Genomic DNA, 14,354 nt, shown 5'->3' on the forward strand with positions numbered 1-14,354 from the left:
TCGGTGGGTTCTGTGATATAACCCAACACCACACCGCCGACACCGCCGAAAGCAGCATATCAATCGCATCGACTTTTCAGTCGGTGGACGACCGTTCGGGGACATGGGGTGGATTACCGCAGGTGAGACACCGCTGAGGGACTCCACGTGAAGATCAGTCGACTGATCCGACAACTCCGTTTCTGGGTATCGTGACAACCGAACACGAACTGTCCGTTACTCCAGCCGTTTTGCTCTCTCCGGAATGATTTCGAGTCTATTATAATATCAGTCTACCTGATATAATTCATGATTGAGGACTATGATCACCACCTCATACGGACCGCAACCACCTTTGCCGACCGGATAACCGAAAACGGGTTCGAATCACTGTGTGAAGCCACGGAGGGTCCGCAATCCCTTTTTGAAGAGTTCTGGTACGACTACAACGCTGACGGCTGGCAAGCGGTAAACAAGGAGGTCGACTGCCTCGCGTGGGCAATGGGTGTCTGTTACATATACGGGTTCATTGAACACGATCGAGGGAACCTCGCCGAGTCGGAAGCATACTTTTTTGCAAAGGATCTCGCCATGTTTGCATATCCGCTTTCGGAGGGCGTCATCACGACCACCGATGTGGTAGATAGCGTGACACAGTATCGGGAACTGCTTGATATCAAGGACTCCTTGGAGTGGGCGAACCTCTCTGCGGAAGCAAAACGGACCAAAGCCGGTGAGACACGTCTCGACATCGCGGATATGACCGGACACGATATCGAGTTTTATCTCGACCTATCCACGAAACAGATCTTCCAAGAACTATCAGACCGAGAAAAACAGGCACTCGGGGTTCGAAACGTCGATTCCCGTGATTTCGAAATTGGACGTGAGGACTGGGACGATCCGTGGCAACCACTCGCCGAAGACGACGAGGCACACCGCTTGCTCGAACAGAACTCCGCCGAGAGAGCGCGACGGTTGGGACTCTCCGAAGAGGTCTACTCCGAACGATGGTTTCTCCCGCACAAAGCCGTCGAGTCGTACACTGATGGCTGCTTCGCTGCGAGATACGCCGAGCTAGCCGGGGCGACTCTACTGGATCAGTTCGACACCCAAGCACAGGTATTCACACGGGATGCTGGAGCCGAAACCAAGCGAGCGATAGCCGAACGGACGTTGAAAGAAAGCGACGGCCTTCGAGGCCCTGGAAACTTGGCACTCTACTATGCATTGCCCGTTGAACTCCACGATACGAAAACCGGAATCGCAACTAGACGAATCCCACACGCCGTTGCACCCCATCTCAAAGCAACCCAACTGCGCAGAGTCTACGACGAAGGGGTCGACTACAACGATGTTCGTAACTTTGCGCTCTCTTATAATCAAGAAATCGATACCTCACTAGACCGTTGGGCGGGATTTCTCAACTGGTGTGATGGACCGGAACCGATCACCCATCTACGCAGTCGAACACACTGACGCGGACTTAGTCGTCGGACAGCTGTTCGAGCACATGGGGCGGGATCTCGTCCGGTGAGACGCCGTCGGGGATCTCCGCTGGCATCTCGGTCGACTCCGCTGCCGACTCCCCGTCCATCTCGGCATCGTTCGGTGGGAACTCGCCGTCGAACTCGGGATTGAACAGCTGCATCGCCGTCTGGATCGTCGTCCAGTCGTCCTCGGCGGCGGCCTCCCGCAGGCTCTTGGTTGGGGCTGACAGCAGTTGGCCGACCAGCGAATCCGCTAGCGATTCGATCACCTCACGCTGTTTGTCGGTCAGCTCGCCGTGGGCGTCGAGCTTGGCGAACGCAGTGCCGACCTCCCGGTTTTTGACGCGCTCGGCGTTCTCGTACATCGTACTGATCGCCTCGTCGGCCCGCTTGCGTTTGAACAGCGCCAGCAGGCGGTCGAACTCCTCGTCGATCATTGCCTCGACTTCCGCGGCGGCGGCCTGCCGCTGGCGGTGGGTCGACTCCGTCACCGATTCGAGGGCGTCGATGTCGAACAGTTCGACCTCGGCGAGTTCCTCGGCGTCGGGATCGATATCCCGCGGTTGGGCGAGATCGATACAGATCGTCTCGCCAGCGTCGGCGAGCCCCTCCGACTTCAGCACGTACTCGGAGCTCCCGGTCGCAGTAATGACGACTGTCGCGCGCTCGGCGGCCGACGCCGCCGCATCGAGGCCGATCGCCGACGCCTCGACGTCGACAGTGTCGGCGATGTGGGTGGCGTGGGGGATCGTTCGGTTGGCGACCAGCAGGCGGTCGACGCCCGCCGCATCCAGGGCGTTGGCCGCCAGCGATCCCATCTCGCCTGCGCCGACGACGAGTGCGGTCGACTCGGCGAGATCGGTCTCCCGGCTGGCGAGTTCGACGGCCGCCGAGCCCAGCGAGACGACGCCCTCGTTGATCGCGGTCTCGGTGCGTGCCCGTTCGCCGACGTGGATCGCCTTCATGATCGCGTCCTCCAGCAGCGGGCCGATCCCGTCGGCCGATCGGGAGGCCTCGAAGGCGGTTTTGAGTTGGCCGATGATCTGGTCTTCGCCCAACACCAGCGATTCCAGCCCGGCGGCCACGCGCATGAGGTGCCGCAGGCTGGCCTCGTGGTTCATGTGGTCGACCGCGCCCTCGCGGACATCGGCCGTGATCTCGGCGACTGCCGCCCGGCCCTGTTCGGCCCGGTCGGTGACGACGTAAGCCTCCGAGCGGTTGCAGGTCTGGATGGCGAAAGCCTCCGAGACGCCCGGATTCGTCAGGAGCGTCGAGACGCGGCTGCTTACGTCCTCGCAGCTCGCGGCTTCGATCTCGTCGACGCTCGCGTTGGCATGCGAGACGCTAACGCCCGTGATGACGCCGGTCCGAATCATCGGCTTGCCCCCTTGTCGTCGTGTTCAGCTGCCATTACGCGCTCTGCCTCTTTTTCTGCGTTGGGAGTACCCGTATGTAAAGCCTTCCAAACCGATGACGACCGGACAACCGATCGGACAGCCGCCCGGCGATCTGCCGCCGAGTAGTCCGACTCCTTGATCTCGCTCCTGAGTTCGCCCGTGAGTTCGGCCATCGCGCCCGCATCCTGGATCTCGGTTTCGATCTGCTGGCGGAGATACCGCGAGAGTGCGGGGCTCTTGCCGCCGGTCGAGACGGCGACTGACACTGGACCGTCCCGTACCGTCGCCGGAACGACGACGCTACCGACATCTCGGCTTCCCGATCGGTCGGTGCGGTTTATAAGGAGCCCACGCTCGTCGGCTGCCTCGCCGACCGCCCTGTTGAGCTCGGTGTGGTCGGTGGCCGCGACGACCATGGCGGGCTCGAACCGGTCGAGCCACTCGCCGACCGCTTCGGGTTCGGGGGCTGCGCGAATCCGGTCGACAGCCGCCTGTTCGGACTCGTCGAACTCCTCGAAGCGGTCGTCGAACGTCGGACTGACGACGACCACAGTGGCCTCGCGAGCGAACCGTCGAGCTTTCCGGGCCCCGACGCTGCCGCCGCCGAAGACGAGCACCGTTTCCTCACTGAAATCGTGGTAAAGCGGTATCACTCCGTGTTCGCCTCCGCCCGTTCGGCCAGCCGGATGCCCGTTTTTTTGAGGATTCGGGTCGAAAACAGCGAGTCCCAGTCGTCGTCGCCCACGTCCCAGAAGTCGTCCATTCGGTCTTTGACCTCCTGGATGCGCTGTTGGCTCTCTTCTTCTGTCCGACCGTGAGTCATCGCGAAGAAGTTGTAGGGCCAGACGCCCTCGTGGCGCGGTCGCTGGTAGCAGTGGGTGACGAACCCGCGGCTGGCGATTTCGGGGCCGACCTCGGAGACAATCTCGTCGGGGACGTTCCAGACGGTCATCCCATTCTCTGTGTACCCCAACGCGTAGTGGTTCGGAATAACGCCGACACGCCGGACTTTCCCCTCCTGATTAAAGCGTTTGATCGTAGCGATCACCCAGTCGACATCGGCATCGAGCGCGTCGGCGACGTCCCGGTAGGGCGTCGCGGTGATCGGGAGCCCGCCTTGAATTTCGATGACGAGATCCCGTTCGGCGGGGGTGAGGGTCGTCCGGTCGGTCGGCTCGACGTCCGGGCCGAGAGTCGAGAGGTCGATGTCGCCCGCCTCGATCGGCCCATCGAGCATGAACTTGGCCTCGACACGGAACTCCTGGAGTTTGGGCAGGTTGTACGTCTCCTGGCCGGTTTCGGCCTCGATCTCGCCCAAGACCTCTTCGATCCGGTCCTCGTCGGCGACCGAGACGACGAACCACATATTGAGATGTGGGTGTTCCCGCTCGTAGTTGTGGGCAACCTCGCGGAAGGCGTTGACCTGCTCGGCGACCTCGTCGAACCGCTCGGGCGGGGCGTGCATGGCGACCAGCGAGGCGTTGCCGCCGATTTCCTGGGCGTTGACCAGCGCGCCGAAGCGCGTGAGGGTTCCTTCCTCGTCGAGGTGTTGGACGCGCGCGAGCAGTTCGTCGGCCGTCACGTCGACCCCCCGGTCACGGAGTGCCGCCGCCGCGGGCTCGAACGGACGCTCGACCGTCGGAAATCCGCCCTGAAAGGCGTTGACGATCGCGCGGTCGAGTGCCGACAGCTCCGCATCGACCTGTTGCATACCCACACTGGGGGTTGGGGGTGAATAAGCGTCTCGGAGCGACTGTCTCGAAGCACGGCTGCTGCGGGTCAACGGTAGAGATCTGTCACTGTCGACCGGGTGTAATCCTGCCGGAGATGCGAACGTTTAGGTCCACTGCCCGGTCTCGAAAAAATAGACCGTTGTGGCCGACTGCCGCAACCGAGGAGTATCCCTCCGGGCGATGGGGCTCGCCCGCCCAAACCGCCGACCGGGCTGATGGCTCCTGGCTTCCATCCATGACACCCAAACAGCTCCTCTCACAGCTCGAACCGATCCTGTTGATCGCCGTCGGCGGCTTCGCCGGGGCCAACCTCCGGCACTTTGTCGACCTCCTCGTTCCCGGCACACTGCCGGGCACGCTCGCAGTGAACGTCCTCGGCAGTTTTGCCCTCGGCGTGTTGGTCTACGATTCGTTGGGCCAGTCAGCAATCGGCGACAACTCAAGGCTCGTGTTCGGAACGGGATTTCTCTCCTCGTTTACGACCTACAGTGCGTTCGTCCTGGATGCCGTCCTCACTGAGCCACTGACTGCGCTCGGCTACGTCGGCGTGAGCTACGCTGGTGGCTTCCTCGCGGTGCTCGCCGGTCGACAGTTCGTCCGCGGAGGTGATCGCTGATGGTCCCTACCGAGCCCGCCTATCTCGTCGGCACTGGCGGGGCGATCGGGGCCGTCCTCCGGTATCTGATCGCCACGCTCATCGCTCGCTGGGGCGGCCAGAGGCGGTTCCCTCTCTCGACGCTCGTCGTCAACGTCGTCGGGAGCTTCGCCCTCGGTGTCGTGATATTCGGCGGGTTCGGCGAGACCACGACGCTGTTCGTTGGCGTCGGCATCTGCGGCGCGTTCACGACCTACTCCTCGTTTAGCGTCCAGACCGTCCGGCTCTGGGAGGACGGCATGACTGGCTATGCGCTCGCCAACGCCGTCGGAAACCTCGCGCTCAGCGCCGTCGCCGTCGGGGCGGCGTGGCTACTGGTCGGCTGAGGTTCGGTTAGGCATCGGTAAATGACACACCACCGAGGTCGACTTCGAGATCGTCGACAAACGCGTTGAACGCCTCGACAAATGGCTCGACATCGTCGGCGAGCGCCCGGACATCCGGTGCCGACGGCGGGCTGTACTGGGAGAGCAGATAGACGCCGCCTTCGCCGCCAACCCGAAGATACGAGACCTGTCCCTCTTCCCATTTGAGTTCCCAGCGCGTGCCGTCGACCGTCGTCGAAAAAGTGCCGTAGTCGGTGCCCTCATAGCGGTAACACTGCTGGGCGATCTCGGTGGCGACCTCGTGGATCGCCGCGACAATGCGGTCGCGGTCGGCGACGACGGTTTCGGTCGATCGGACGTCGGGGAACGCCGGATCCACGTCGTCGAGGACGTCCTCGCGGGTGTCGACGAAGTCGTTGTAGGCTTCGACGAAGGCGTCGTAATCCTGCATGGCATCGCGGAGTGCCTTTGGTTCGGGAGGCTGTTTGGTCGAGATGACGTAAGTTTCGGCCCCGGATTTGCTCTCGAACAGCAGGAATTCGAGCCGCCCGGCCTCGTATTTGACCGTCCACTCGCCGTGGTCGCCGGTGAACGACCGGCGGCCGTAGTCGCCGCCCTCCAGGAGCGCGAGTTCCCGGGCGATCTCACCGGCATGGGACCGCACGTCGGCGAGAATCGCCTCCCGCTGGGCCCGAAGCTCGTCAGTTGATGCCGTCTCTACATCGAGCCCGTCGTCCATTCACTACTGGTAGGCGCGTCAGGATAATAAAGCGTTCACTGTCGGTCGGAGTAAGAGTAAGACCGAATCCGAACCTCACTCGCGGCAAAGCTGCTCCCTGCTTCGAATTCCTGTGCCGCTGCTGCTCACTTCGTCTGCTCACGGGTGCTCCGCACCCGTTCGCTTGGTCCGAGAGACTCCGTCCCTCGCTATTCGGAGACAGCGGGCACGATGGGACTCCCGCGAGCGACCGCAGGGAGCGAGTGGGAGTAAACCGTGCCCGTGAAGGAACGTAGTGACTGAACGGGCACGATGGGATTCGAACCCACGATCGAGCAGTTAGGAACCGCTCGCCTTGTCCACTAGGCCACGTGCCCAAGCGCAGTCGCTACTCCAGACTGAAGAATGAAAAAACGTCCGGCCCGGACGGGCTTAGTTGGCTTTCTCGGTTTCCGTCTCGGTCTCGTCGTCCTCAACAACCGGCTCGGTGTCGGCCGAAGCCGACGGCGTCGATTCGGTATCAGGGTTACTGATATCCTGGAGTTCGTCTTCGATCTCTTCGCGGCCTTTCTTGAACTCGCCCATCGCCTGGCCCGTCGAGCGGGCGAGCTTCGGGATCTTGTTCGCGCCGAACAAGAGCACTAACACGAGCAGGATGATGAGCATCTCCGGGCCGACTGGGCCGAACAGCGGAAGCACGTTGACCATGTCTATCAATCGATAACCCTGTCGCAACTATAGGCTTTTTGCTCACAACCGGGCCGAACCGGCCTGACGTATCAGCCAACTGGCGCGTGTGCGCGACCGGTCGACAGTAGCACAACGAAACACTGAAACGACACACAGGCAAAGCGAAGGTATGGAACTGCGGGTTATCGAGAAGACAGAGACGGAACTCCGCATCGAGATCGCCGGCGAGGACCACACCTTTATGAACGTCCTCAAAGGCCAGCTCCTGGAGACCGAGGGCGTCTCGGCGGCGACCTACGATGTGAACCCCGAGCAGTCGGGTGGACAGACCGATCCCGTGCTCTCGATTACGACCGAGGACGGACTCGATCCCCTGGACGCGCTGGCGACCGCCGCTGGCTCCGTTCGGGAGGCGACAGACAGCTTCAGCGACGCCTTCGAAGCCGCGGTCTGATCGGCGAGGCGAAGTAGCATAGCGTAGTAAAAAATAAGCGGCCGTCCTTCCGGTTTCGACCGTCTTTACCGGCTGTTTTCGAGCGAGACCACGTGTGTCGAGTCGACGGTCAACCAGTGTGTCATCCGGTCGTGGGGCGACAACTCACTGGGGGAGACCGTATACTCCTCTCGGCCGTCAGCTGTCGTCGTGGTTCGTCCCTCGAAGATGACCTCCGTCGAGAGGTCAGGGGGGGTTTCACCGATCGACCACAGCAACGGTTCGATGACGGTGCTCTGGAGGGGGTTGTTAGTGGAGGGCACGTCGGAACGATTGGGGCCCCGCATAAAATCTGTTGCCATTCCGTGGAGACTACTGAGTGACAGGTAGTTACCGTTCGCTTACCACCCGACTGCGGCGCGAGTGATAGTCACCGTCCGGATACCGTCGATCAGCGCCGAACGGGAATTCCCTGCGACTGGAGGTGTTGTTTGACCTCCTGGATCGAGTACTCGTCGAAGTGGAAGATCGAGGCCGCCAGTCCGGCGTCGGCTCCGGCCTCGGTGAACACCTCGGCCATGTGATCCGGCGAGCCACAGCCCGAGGAGGCGATCACCGGCGTCGAGACGTTGTCACAGACCGCCTTTGTCAGCGGAATATCGTAGCCGTCCTTGGTGCCGTCGGTGTCGATAGAGTTGACGAACAGCTCGCCCGCGCCGCGCTCTTCGGCTTCGATCGCCCATGCGACGACATCGCGGCCGGTGCCTTCGCGGCCACCCTTGATCGTACACTCGAACCAACATTCCTCGCCGTCGACGGTCGCGTAATACTCGCCCTCGTCGTCGAATCGGCGGCGGGCGTCGACCGAGATCACGATACACTGGCTGCCGAAGGCTTCGGCGCCCTCGGTGATGAGTTCGGGTCGCTGGAGCGCCGCGGTGTTGATCGAGACCTTGTCCGCGCCCGCCCGGAGGGTCTCTTTGATATCCTCCTTCGTTCGGATGCCGCCGCCTACTGTCAGTGGAATGAAACACTCGTCGGCGACCTGCGAGACGGTTTCGAGCATGGTTTCCCGACCCTCGGCGGAGGCGGTGATATCCAGGAAGACGAACTCGTCGGCACCCGCGGCGTTGTAGGCTTTGGCCATCTCGACGGGGTCGCCGGTGTATTTGAGGTCCTCGAAGTTGACGCCGGTGTAGACGGCGGGGTTGCCCTCGTCGTCGATGTCGACGTCGATACAGGGGATGATGCGCTTTGTCAGCATTGGATACCGGACGGTAGGCGGGTCGGTGGTTTCATCGTTTCGACCGGCATGAATATTGGGCCACGGGAGGCGGCGGTCGCGCCGAACCGCGGGAACTTATCAACCGGCTTCGCCTGCCATCGGTATGGTCGGTTCACTCGTGGCGACGGCGTTTTGGGCGATGTTGCCCGCCTACGTCCCGAACAACGCGGCGGTTCTGGCCGGTGGGGGTCGCCCCATCGACGGCGGCCGCACGTGGGATGGACGGCGCGTACTGGGCGACGGGAAAACGTGGCGCGGCACCGCCGTCGGCACCCTTGTCGGCGTCCTGCTGGCGCTGGGCCTCAACGCGGTTAACGCACCGCTCTCGTCGGCCCTCGGATTCTCGCTGCCGACGTTCCCGCTCCACGCCGCGGTCGCGCTTGCGTTCGGCGCGATGGTCGGCGATATCGGTGCCTCCTTTATCAAACGCCGGAGCGGCCGCGAGCGCGGCGCTGCCTTTCCTGGACTGGATCAACTCGATTTCGTCGTCGGCTCGCTCCTCCTCGCGTTTCTCGTCGCGGGCGACTGGTTCCTCTCGACGTTTACGCCCGGCGTTCTCGCCGTGATCCTCGTTATAACGCCGCTGCTGCACGTCGGCACCAACGTCATCGCGTTCAAAATCGGCGCGAAAGACGAGCCGTGGTAGTCGGCACCTACTTTTAAATAGCGTCTTCAACGATCCGCGTTTCGCCAGCCGTGACGGCCTCACCTTTCTCGACCAGCAGATCCTCTCGTGAGTAGGCAGAGGGTAACAGCACATCGACCCGGCTGCCGAAGGAGATGTGGCCGATGCGCTGGCCCCGAACCAGTTCGTCGCCCGGTTCGACGTATGGGTGAATCCGGCGGGCGAACCAGCCCGCAATCTGAATAACGTGGTACTCGCCACAGTCGATGACCACCTGCTCGTTGCGGTCCGAATCCTTCGAGAAGGCGGGTTTGTAGGCTCCAGGACGGTGGTCAACCGTCTTCACGGTCCCCGCGGTCGGCGCGCGGTTGATGTGGACATCGGTGACGTTCATAAACGTCCCAACCCGGAGCCGGTCGCCCTCTTCGCGGATGACCGAGATGTGCCCGTCCGCAGGCGCGATAATGCCCGATTCGGGCGGCGTTCGCTCCGGATCACGATGGAACCACAGCGAGCCGACACCGAGTGCCAGCGCGACGGCTGCGAGCGGCGGGGCGAAGACGGCGGCGGGCAGCGCGAGGGCGAAGTAGGCAATCGCATACCGCCAGCCGCCCGAGGCGACGGCGTAGGGGAGTCCGGTCATGGATTAGGCCGTCGATCGCAGTTCGGTTCGCCCCTCGGCCCACGCGGCCAGCAGGTGGGTGAGGTGGAGGCGGTCGTCGAGTCCCTCGGTAAGTTCGAGATCGACCTCGCCCGCCAGTGCATGGAGGCGGGTGATGTCGCTCGTCCCGAACTCCGACCGCGAGCGGGCGACCCGCAGGAGTTCGCCCAGCAGTTCGTTGCCGTCGTACCCCTCGTCGGCCAGTAGGTCATCGACCGTCTTGCGGGCCGATTTGAGGTCGCCGTCGCGGGCCTCGGTGAGCGCGCTCAATATCTCGTCGTCGTCACCGATATCGCCCAGCGTTTCGTACGCTGTTTGCATCGTGAGTTCGTCGTTCTGCGTGGCGGTCGTCTGGGCGGTGAGAATCGCCCGCCGGAGATTGCCGCCCGCCGCGCTGGCGACGAATTCCAGGCCCGCCTCGTCATGGTCGACGCCTTCGGCCTCACAGATCCCCTCCAGGACGGCGATGGTTTCGTCGGTCGTGGGCGCCCGCATCGGTACCGGGAAACACCGCGAGTTGATCGGCGCGATGAGTTTGGCGGGCTGCCGGGTCGTGAAGACGAACTGGGTGGTCCGGTGGTGTTGTTCCATCACCCGACGCAGGGCCTGCTGGAAGTCCTCGCGGATCGCCTCGGCGTTGTCAAGGAGAATGGTTTTGAAGTTCCCCGAGACGGGTGCGTGGCTCGCCGACTCCTTGAGGACGTGGCTGATCATATCGCGTTTCGACATGCGACTCCGACCCGTGAGGAACCCCTCGAAGCGGGGGTCGTTGCTGATCTCTTTTTTGGTTCGGTCGAAGAAATCCGCCACGTTGAGTTCGATCAGGTCGGCCTCGGCGTCCTCGTGGACCTCACGGGCCAGTGCCCGTGCGGCGGCGGTTTTGCCGACGCCCGGCGGGCCCTGAAGGACGAGGTTCATCGGTTCGCCGACGGTCCGATCGAGGCGTTCGACGACCTCCGGCTGGGGGAGCTCCGAGAGGGCGGGCGCGTAGGTGTCGATCCACAGCGGCGCGTCCATTGGCGACCCTATCGACTCCGTGGTGATGAATCGGTCGGTTGCGGTGCTCCGGTCGGCGACACCCACGGTTTTGGAGTCGGGCCCCATCGGTCCGATATGGCACGAACCGCAGTTATTGCCGGTGTCGGTCCAGGACTCGGAGAATCGCTCGCACGCAAATTCCTCGCGGAGGGCTGTCAGGTCGGCCTTTTCGCCCGGTCGAAGGACTATCTCGACGAGCTCGCCGCCGACCTCGGCGACGACGCTTTGGCCGTCCCGACCGACATCACCGACCCAGAGGCAGTCGCCGCTGGCTTCGCGGCGGTTCGGGAGGCCTTCGGCCCAGTCGATATCCTCGTCAACCACGCCAGCGGCGGCTCCTGGAAGGGGATCGAAGAGATCACCCATGAAGAGTTCGAAGACGCCTGGCGCGTGTCGTCGTACGGCGCACTGTGTTGTTCCCAAGAGGCCGTCGACGACATGCTCGACGGCGGGGGCGGCACGGTCATTTTCACCGGCGCGACCTCGGCACTGCGTGGCCGTGACGGGGCACTGGGATTCAGCGCGGCAAAATTCAGCAACCGCGGGATGGCCGAGTCGATGGCCCGCGAACTCGGTCCAGAGGGTGTCCACGTTGCCCACGTCGTCATCGACGGCCAGATCGCGACACCGAGCGTCGTTGAGCAGTATCCCGACCGCGACGCCGAGGAGTTCCTGGATCCCGACGCGATCGCCGACTCCTACTGGCAGCTCGTCGAACAGGATCGCTCGGCGTGGTCGCTCGAAGTCGACGTTCGGCCCCACGTCGAGGAGTTTTAAAAATAGGGCGCGGGTTAGCTGTAGTGTTCGTCGAGATACGCGACGATATCATCGCTTTCGTACATCGTCACGCCCCGCGCGGAGTCAACGAGATACGGGATCTGATCCGCGCCGCCCGCGGTGAGTTCGTCATGCGTAACGTCGTTGGTCACGTCGCCGCCCACGTCGCCGGGCAGCCGGGGGTTGTGGCTGACGTAGGAGACGCCGAGTTCCGAGAGCTTTTCACGGACCTTCGCACAGTGCGGGCAGCCTTCGGACTGGTACAGTTCGAGCATAACTATCGGCCGCCGGTAGGACTGCCAGCTACAAAACCGTCCCGCTTCTGCAACCGGTCGACCGTCGTGGATTTCCTCGGAATACGCGATTTCAACTCGATTTACTGCCGTTCGATCGATCGAGGCCGTGTTCCGCTCGGCTGGCGGATGGTTTATTTTTCAGCACATAGTAGTGTCTGTTGATGGAATTACTGGGTAACCTCACCTTCGTCTTCGTTGCCGGGTTCATCACCGCCCTGGCGACCGGGATCGGCGCGTTGCCGTTTTTCTTCTTCGAGACGATCAGCGACCGCCGGAACATCCTCCTGTGGGGTCTGGCCTCCGGGATCATGGTTTCGGCGTCGCTGTTCGGGCTCATCGAGGAGGGACTCGCCGAGGGCAGCGGGTGGGAGATTGCCGTGGGGATGGCCGCGGGCGTGGTGCTTGTTGTCGTCGCCCATGAGATCATCGTCGACGCCGAGATCGACCCCCAGGAGTACGAGGAGGCCGATTTCAAGAAGCTCGTTCTTATCCTCGGCATCCTGACGGTCCACAGCTTCCCCGAGGGGGTCGCGGTCGGCGTCTCCTTCGCGGATCTCGGGCTGGCGGGCGGCACGCAGATCCTCGGGGCGACCGTCCCCGTGTTGGCGATCTTCATGACTGTCGCCATCTCGATCCACAACATCCCCGAGGGGACGGCGATCTCGATCCCGCTCAAATCGATGGGCGTCGCCAACTGGAAACTGGTCTGGTGGGCCGTCTTTTCGAGTCTTCCCCAGCCGATCGGCGCGGTGCTCGCCTTCGGCTTCGTCCGGGTCGCCCGGGAGTTCCTCCCCTTTGGCTTCGGCTTTGCGGCCGGGGCGATGATCTATCTGGTCCTCTCGGAGTTCATCCCCGAGGCGCTTGATCTCGGCGAGAACGTCCCCCGCGGCGGGAAACCCGAACTGGTCGGCGGGATCGCCTTCGGGGTGCTGTTGATGCTACCGCTCCGATACGTCTGAGTAGTCGACGCCTACGACACCATACGTAGCATCTACTGCGGGAGAGGGGGCTGGTTCGATAGCCGGGTTCTTATTCGTCGTCTTCATCTTCCTCATCTGCGTCGTCTTCGGGCTCCGGCACCTCCTCGTCAGTGTCATCCTCGTCCGTCGACTCGTTGGCCTCGTCGGGTTCCGGCTCCGATTCGGTATCCGGCGGCTGTTCATCACTGGCGTTTTCGGCGTCTCCGTCAGTCCCGTCCGTTTCGTTTGTCTCGTTGGCACCGTCTCTCTCCGGGTCGTCATCGTCGACGTCGCTCTCGTTCGATTCGTTGGCATCGCCCGCGTCGTCTTCGTCCGCATCGTCTTCGTCGTCATCCTCGGCAGGCACGGGTTCGCTGTCGGTGACCGGCTCACCGTCGACATCGGTGTACGGTTGGTCGTCCTCGTCGGCGTCGAAAGTTTCGTCGTCGTCCGCATCCAGGACCGTGACTGCGGTCAGGGTGGTCTCAACGTCGACCTCGTTGGTGAGGTCGATCTCGATGTCTTGGTAGCTTCCCCTGTCGAGATACGACGAGACGCCGATGACCGAGCCATCGTCGTCGGTGATGACGACGAAGCCACCCTCAGAGAGCCGCACCCGGTCGACGACGACCGACTCGTCGTCGGTCTTCTCGGCGTCGAACTCGATCTCGGCGACCGGAATCACCTCAACTACCGCCTGCTCGCCGCGGTCGGTCGTCAGGTAGCCGTGGATGTAGCTGCCGACGTCGAGGGCTTCGGTGTCGAGCTCGATCGAAACGGTGCGGTCGCTGTCGGCATCGATGGTCACCGTCGACCGGTCGACCACGTCGCCGTCGAACCGGAACTCGACCGGCTGGGTCGTCTCGAACTCGTTGGGGTTCGAGACGGTTGCGGTCACCGTCACCGTCTCGCCGACAGCCACTTCGTCAGGCGCGTCGAGTTCGCTCACGTCGAAGGACTCTCCAGGATCGTCGTCCGGTGGTTCGTCGTCTGACTCGCCGTCGTCGACGGTGATCTCGCTGTCGTCTACCTGCAACGGCGCGGACGATACCGAGGCGTCGGCTGTGTCGGCTCCGACCGCAACGCCTGCAGTCCCCAGCGAGAGGAGTACCACCACTGCGAGAACGGTGAGGCCGACTGATCTGGGTTCATACATTGGAAATCTCGTGGGCCACCGGCAGTGAGCCTCGTTGCCACACCAGTTCATGCCACGATGAATAAACCGAGACGACCGTTTCAGTGGGTTGCCACGCTCCCCGAATTCTTGGTGAGCTTACTCTGTGTATCGACCC

The 14,354-nt window shown here is 62.9% G+C and carries 18 protein-coding genes, 1 tRNA gene and 1 riboswitch; of the genes, 7 read left to right on the forward strand and 12 right to left on the reverse strand.

The window, feature by feature from the left end:
- Window positions 1–288 precede the first annotated feature (288 nt).
- Window positions 289–1,458 (forward strand): hypothetical protein, encoded by a 1,170-nt coding sequence (locus NO877_RS04845; RefSeq protein ID WP_256395193.1) that lies wholly within the window; start codon window positions 289–291, stop codon window positions 1,456–1,458.
- Window positions 1,459–1,465: 7 nt separating this feature from the next.
- Here the strand turns inward: NO877_RS04845 and hemA are convergent, their stop codons facing one another.
- Genes hemA through ahbB form a run of 3 tightly spaced genes read right to left on the reverse strand, consistent with a single transcriptional unit; the run spans window position 1,466 to window position 4,577 of the window.
- A complete protein-coding gene (gene hemA / locus NO877_RS04850; protein WP_256395194.1) occupies window positions 1,466–2,845 on the reverse strand; it encodes a glutamyl-tRNA reductase in 1,380 nt (459 codons plus the stop codon).
- Entirely contained in the window at window positions 2,842–3,519 is a 678-nt protein-coding gene (locus NO877_RS04855; protein WP_256395195.1) for a precorrin-2 dehydrogenase/sirohydrochlorin ferrochelatase family protein, read from the reverse strand. The genes hemA and NO877_RS04855 overlap by 4 nt, the downstream gene beginning before the upstream one ends.
- Window positions 3,516–4,577 carry a siroheme decarboxylase subunit beta gene (ahbB, locus tag NO877_RS04860; protein ID WP_256395196.1) on the reverse strand — a complete coding sequence of 354 codons (1,062 nt, stop codon included), beginning with the start codon at window positions 4,575–4,577 and terminating at the stop codon, window positions 3,516–3,518. The genes NO877_RS04855 and ahbB overlap by 4 nt, the downstream gene beginning before the upstream one ends.
- Window positions 4,578–4,766: 189 nt before the next feature.
- Window positions 4,767–4,831: riboswitch (Fluoride riboswitch) on the forward strand.
- Window positions 4,832–4,834: 3 nt separating this feature from the next.
- On the opposite strand from ahbB, the gene NO877_RS04865 reads away from it, so the two are divergent.
- Window positions 4,835–5,215 carry a fluoride efflux transporter FluC gene (locus NO877_RS04865; protein WP_256395197.1) on the forward strand — a complete coding sequence of 127 codons (381 nt, stop codon included), beginning with the start codon at window positions 4,835–4,837 and terminating at the stop codon, window positions 5,213–5,215.
- On the forward strand, window positions 5,215–5,580 hold the full coding sequence (crcB, locus tag NO877_RS04870) for a fluoride efflux transporter CrcB (protein ID WP_256395198.1): 366 nt from the start codon (window positions 5,215–5,217) through the stop codon (window positions 5,578–5,580). The genes NO877_RS04865 and crcB overlap by 1 nt, the downstream gene beginning before the upstream one ends.
- 7 nt (window positions 5,581–5,587) lie before the next feature.
- Here the strand turns inward: crcB and NO877_RS04875 are convergent, their stop codons facing one another.
- The 3 genes from NO877_RS04875 to NO877_RS04885 form a co-directional block, all read right to left on the reverse strand.
- Window positions 5,588–6,319, reverse strand: a complete 732-nt coding sequence (locus tag NO877_RS04875; RefSeq protein WP_256395199.1) for a profilin-fold protein — start codon at window positions 6,317–6,319, stop codon at window positions 5,588–5,590.
- A 283-nt stretch (window positions 6,320–6,602) separates the two neighbouring features.
- Window positions 6,603–6,675: transfer RNA gene (locus NO877_RS04880), tRNA-Arg, on the reverse strand.
- Window positions 6,676–6,730: 55 nt separating this feature from the next.
- On the reverse strand, window positions 6,731–7,006 hold the full coding sequence (locus NO877_RS04885) for a Sec-independent protein translocase subunit TatA/TatB (RefSeq protein ID WP_256395200.1): 276 nt from the start codon (window positions 7,004–7,006) through the stop codon (window positions 6,731–6,733).
- Between the two features lie 151 nt (window positions 7,007–7,157).
- On the opposite strand from NO877_RS04885, the gene NO877_RS04890 reads away from it, so the two are divergent.
- On the forward strand, window positions 7,158–7,442 hold the full coding sequence (locus tag NO877_RS04890) for a DNA-directed RNA polymerase subunit L (RefSeq protein WP_256395201.1): 285 nt from the start codon (window positions 7,158–7,160) through the stop codon (window positions 7,440–7,442).
- A 65-nt stretch (window positions 7,443–7,507) separates the two neighbouring features.
- Here the strand turns inward: NO877_RS04890 and NO877_RS04895 are convergent, their stop codons facing one another.
- Window positions 7,508–7,744 (reverse strand): DUF7511 domain-containing protein, encoded by a 237-nt coding sequence (locus NO877_RS04895; protein WP_256395202.1) that lies wholly within the window; start codon window positions 7,742–7,744, stop codon window positions 7,508–7,510.
- 128 nt (window positions 7,745–7,872) lie between these two features.
- On the reverse strand, window positions 7,873–8,685 hold the full coding sequence (hisF, locus tag NO877_RS04900) for an imidazole glycerol phosphate synthase subunit HisF (RefSeq protein ID WP_256395203.1): 813 nt from the start codon (window positions 8,683–8,685) through the stop codon (window positions 7,873–7,875).
- A 124-nt stretch (window positions 8,686–8,809) separates the two neighbouring features.
- Between hisF and NO877_RS04905 the strand changes: the two genes are divergently transcribed.
- The gene (locus NO877_RS04905; protein WP_256395204.1) at window positions 8,810–9,352 is read left to right on the forward strand and encodes a CDP-2,3-bis-(O-geranylgeranyl)-sn-glycerol synthase; all 543 of its coding nucleotides are present in this window, start codon (window positions 8,810–8,812) and stop codon (window positions 9,350–9,352) included.
- Window positions 9,353–9,365: 13 nt separating this feature from the next.
- Here the strand turns inward: NO877_RS04905 and NO877_RS04910 are convergent, their stop codons facing one another.
- Together NO877_RS04910 and NO877_RS04915 are read right to left on the reverse strand one after the other, a co-directional pair.
- The gene (locus tag NO877_RS04910) at window positions 9,366–9,974 is read right to left on the reverse strand and encodes a protein sorting system archaetidylserine decarboxylase (RefSeq protein ID WP_256395205.1); all 609 of its coding nucleotides are present in this window, start codon (window positions 9,972–9,974) and stop codon (window positions 9,366–9,368) included.
- A gap of 3 nt (window positions 9,975–9,977) precedes the next feature.
- Window positions 9,978–11,009 (reverse strand): AAA family ATPase, encoded by a 1,032-nt coding sequence (locus NO877_RS04915; RefSeq protein ID WP_256395847.1) that lies wholly within the window; start codon window positions 11,007–11,009, stop codon window positions 9,978–9,980.
- Window positions 11,010–11,105: 96 nt separating this feature from the next.
- Between NO877_RS04915 and NO877_RS04920 the strand changes: the two genes are divergently transcribed.
- Window positions 11,106–11,807, forward strand: a complete 702-nt coding sequence (locus NO877_RS04920; RefSeq protein ID WP_256395206.1) for an SDR family NAD(P)-dependent oxidoreductase — start codon at window positions 11,106–11,108, stop codon at window positions 11,805–11,807.
- 14 nt (window positions 11,808–11,821) lie between these two features.
- On the opposite strand, the gene NO877_RS04925 is transcribed toward NO877_RS04920, so the two are convergent.
- Window positions 11,822–12,082: a glutathione S-transferase N-terminal domain-containing protein gene (locus tag NO877_RS04925; RefSeq protein ID WP_256395207.1), complete on the reverse strand. Its 261-nt coding sequence runs from the start codon at window positions 12,080–12,082 to the stop codon at window positions 11,822–11,824.
- Window positions 12,083–12,264: 182 nt separating this feature from the next.
- Here NO877_RS04925 and NO877_RS04930 point away from each other — a divergent pair, with 182 nt between their 5' ends.
- A complete protein-coding gene (locus tag NO877_RS04930) occupies window positions 12,265–13,062 on the forward strand; it encodes a ZIP family metal transporter (protein ID WP_256395208.1) in 798 nt (265 codons plus the stop codon).
- Window positions 13,063–13,132: 70 nt separating this feature from the next.
- Here NO877_RS04930 and NO877_RS04935 read toward each other — a convergent pair whose 3' ends face one another.
- Entirely contained in the window at window positions 13,133–14,218 is a 1,086-nt protein-coding gene (locus tag NO877_RS04935) for a DUF7282 domain-containing protein (RefSeq protein WP_256395209.1), read from the reverse strand.
- Window positions 14,219–14,354 lie beyond the last annotated feature (136 nt).

The organism is Halohasta litorea, assembly GCF_024494645.1.
GTDB lineage: Archaea > Halobacteriota > Halobacteria > Halobacteriales > Haloferacaceae > Halohasta > Halohasta litorea.

Bases quoted from the DNA above. Each gene is read 5' to 3' on its own strand.
- NO877_RS04930 (WP_256395208.1), top strand. From the start codon at position 12,265: ATGGAATTACTGGGTAACCTCACCTTCGTCTTCGTTGCCGGGTTCATC.
- crcB (WP_256395198.1), top strand. From the start codon at position 5,215: ATGGTCCCTACCGAGCCCGCCTATCTCGTCGGCACTGGCGGGGCGATC.
- NO877_RS04920 (WP_256395206.1), top strand. From the start codon at position 11,106: ATGGCACGAACCGCAGTTATTGCCGGTGTCGGTCCAGGACTCGGAGAA.
- hemA (WP_256395194.1), bottom strand. From the start codon at position 2,845: ATGATTCGGACCGGCGTCATCACGGGCGTTAGCGTCTCGCATGCCAAC.
- NO877_RS04885 (WP_256395200.1), bottom strand. From the start codon at position 7,006: ATGGTCAACGTGCTTCCGCTGTTCGGCCCAGTCGGCCCGGAGATGCTC.
- NO877_RS04935 (WP_256395209.1), bottom strand. From the start codon at position 14,218: ATGTATGAACCCAGATCAGTCGGCCTCACCGTTCTCGCAGTGGTGGTA.
- NO877_RS04845 (WP_256395193.1), top strand. From the start codon at position 289: ATGATTGAGGACTATGATCACCACCTCATACGGACCGCAACCACCTTT.
- NO877_RS04910 (WP_256395205.1), bottom strand. From the start codon at position 9,974: ATGACCGGACTCCCCTACGCCGTCGCCTCGGGCGGCTGGCGGTATGCG.
- NO877_RS04875 (WP_256395199.1), bottom strand. From the start codon at position 6,319: ATGGACGACGGGCTCGATGTAGAGACGGCATCAACTGACGAGCTTCGG.
- ahbB (WP_256395196.1), bottom strand. From the start codon at position 4,577: ATGCAACAGGTCGATGCGGAGCTGTCGGCACTCGACCGCGCGATCGTC.
- NO877_RS04915 (WP_256395847.1), bottom strand. From the start codon at position 11,009: ATGGACGCGCCGCTGTGGATCGACACCTACGCGCCCGCCCTCTCGGAG.
- hisF (WP_256395203.1), bottom strand. From the start codon at position 8,685: ATGCTGACAAAGCGCATCATCCCCTGTATCGACGTCGACATCGACGAC.
- NO877_RS04925 (WP_256395207.1), bottom strand. From the start codon at position 12,082: ATGCTCGAACTGTACCAGTCCGAAGGCTGCCCGCACTGTGCGAAGGTC.
- NO877_RS04905 (WP_256395204.1), top strand. From the start codon at position 8,810: ATGGTCGGTTCACTCGTGGCGACGGCGTTTTGGGCGATGTTGCCCGCC.
- NO877_RS04865 (WP_256395197.1), top strand. From the start codon at position 4,835: ATGACACCCAAACAGCTCCTCTCACAGCTCGAACCGATCCTGTTGATC.
- NO877_RS04890 (WP_256395201.1), top strand. From the start codon at position 7,158: ATGGAACTGCGGGTTATCGAGAAGACAGAGACGGAACTCCGCATCGAG.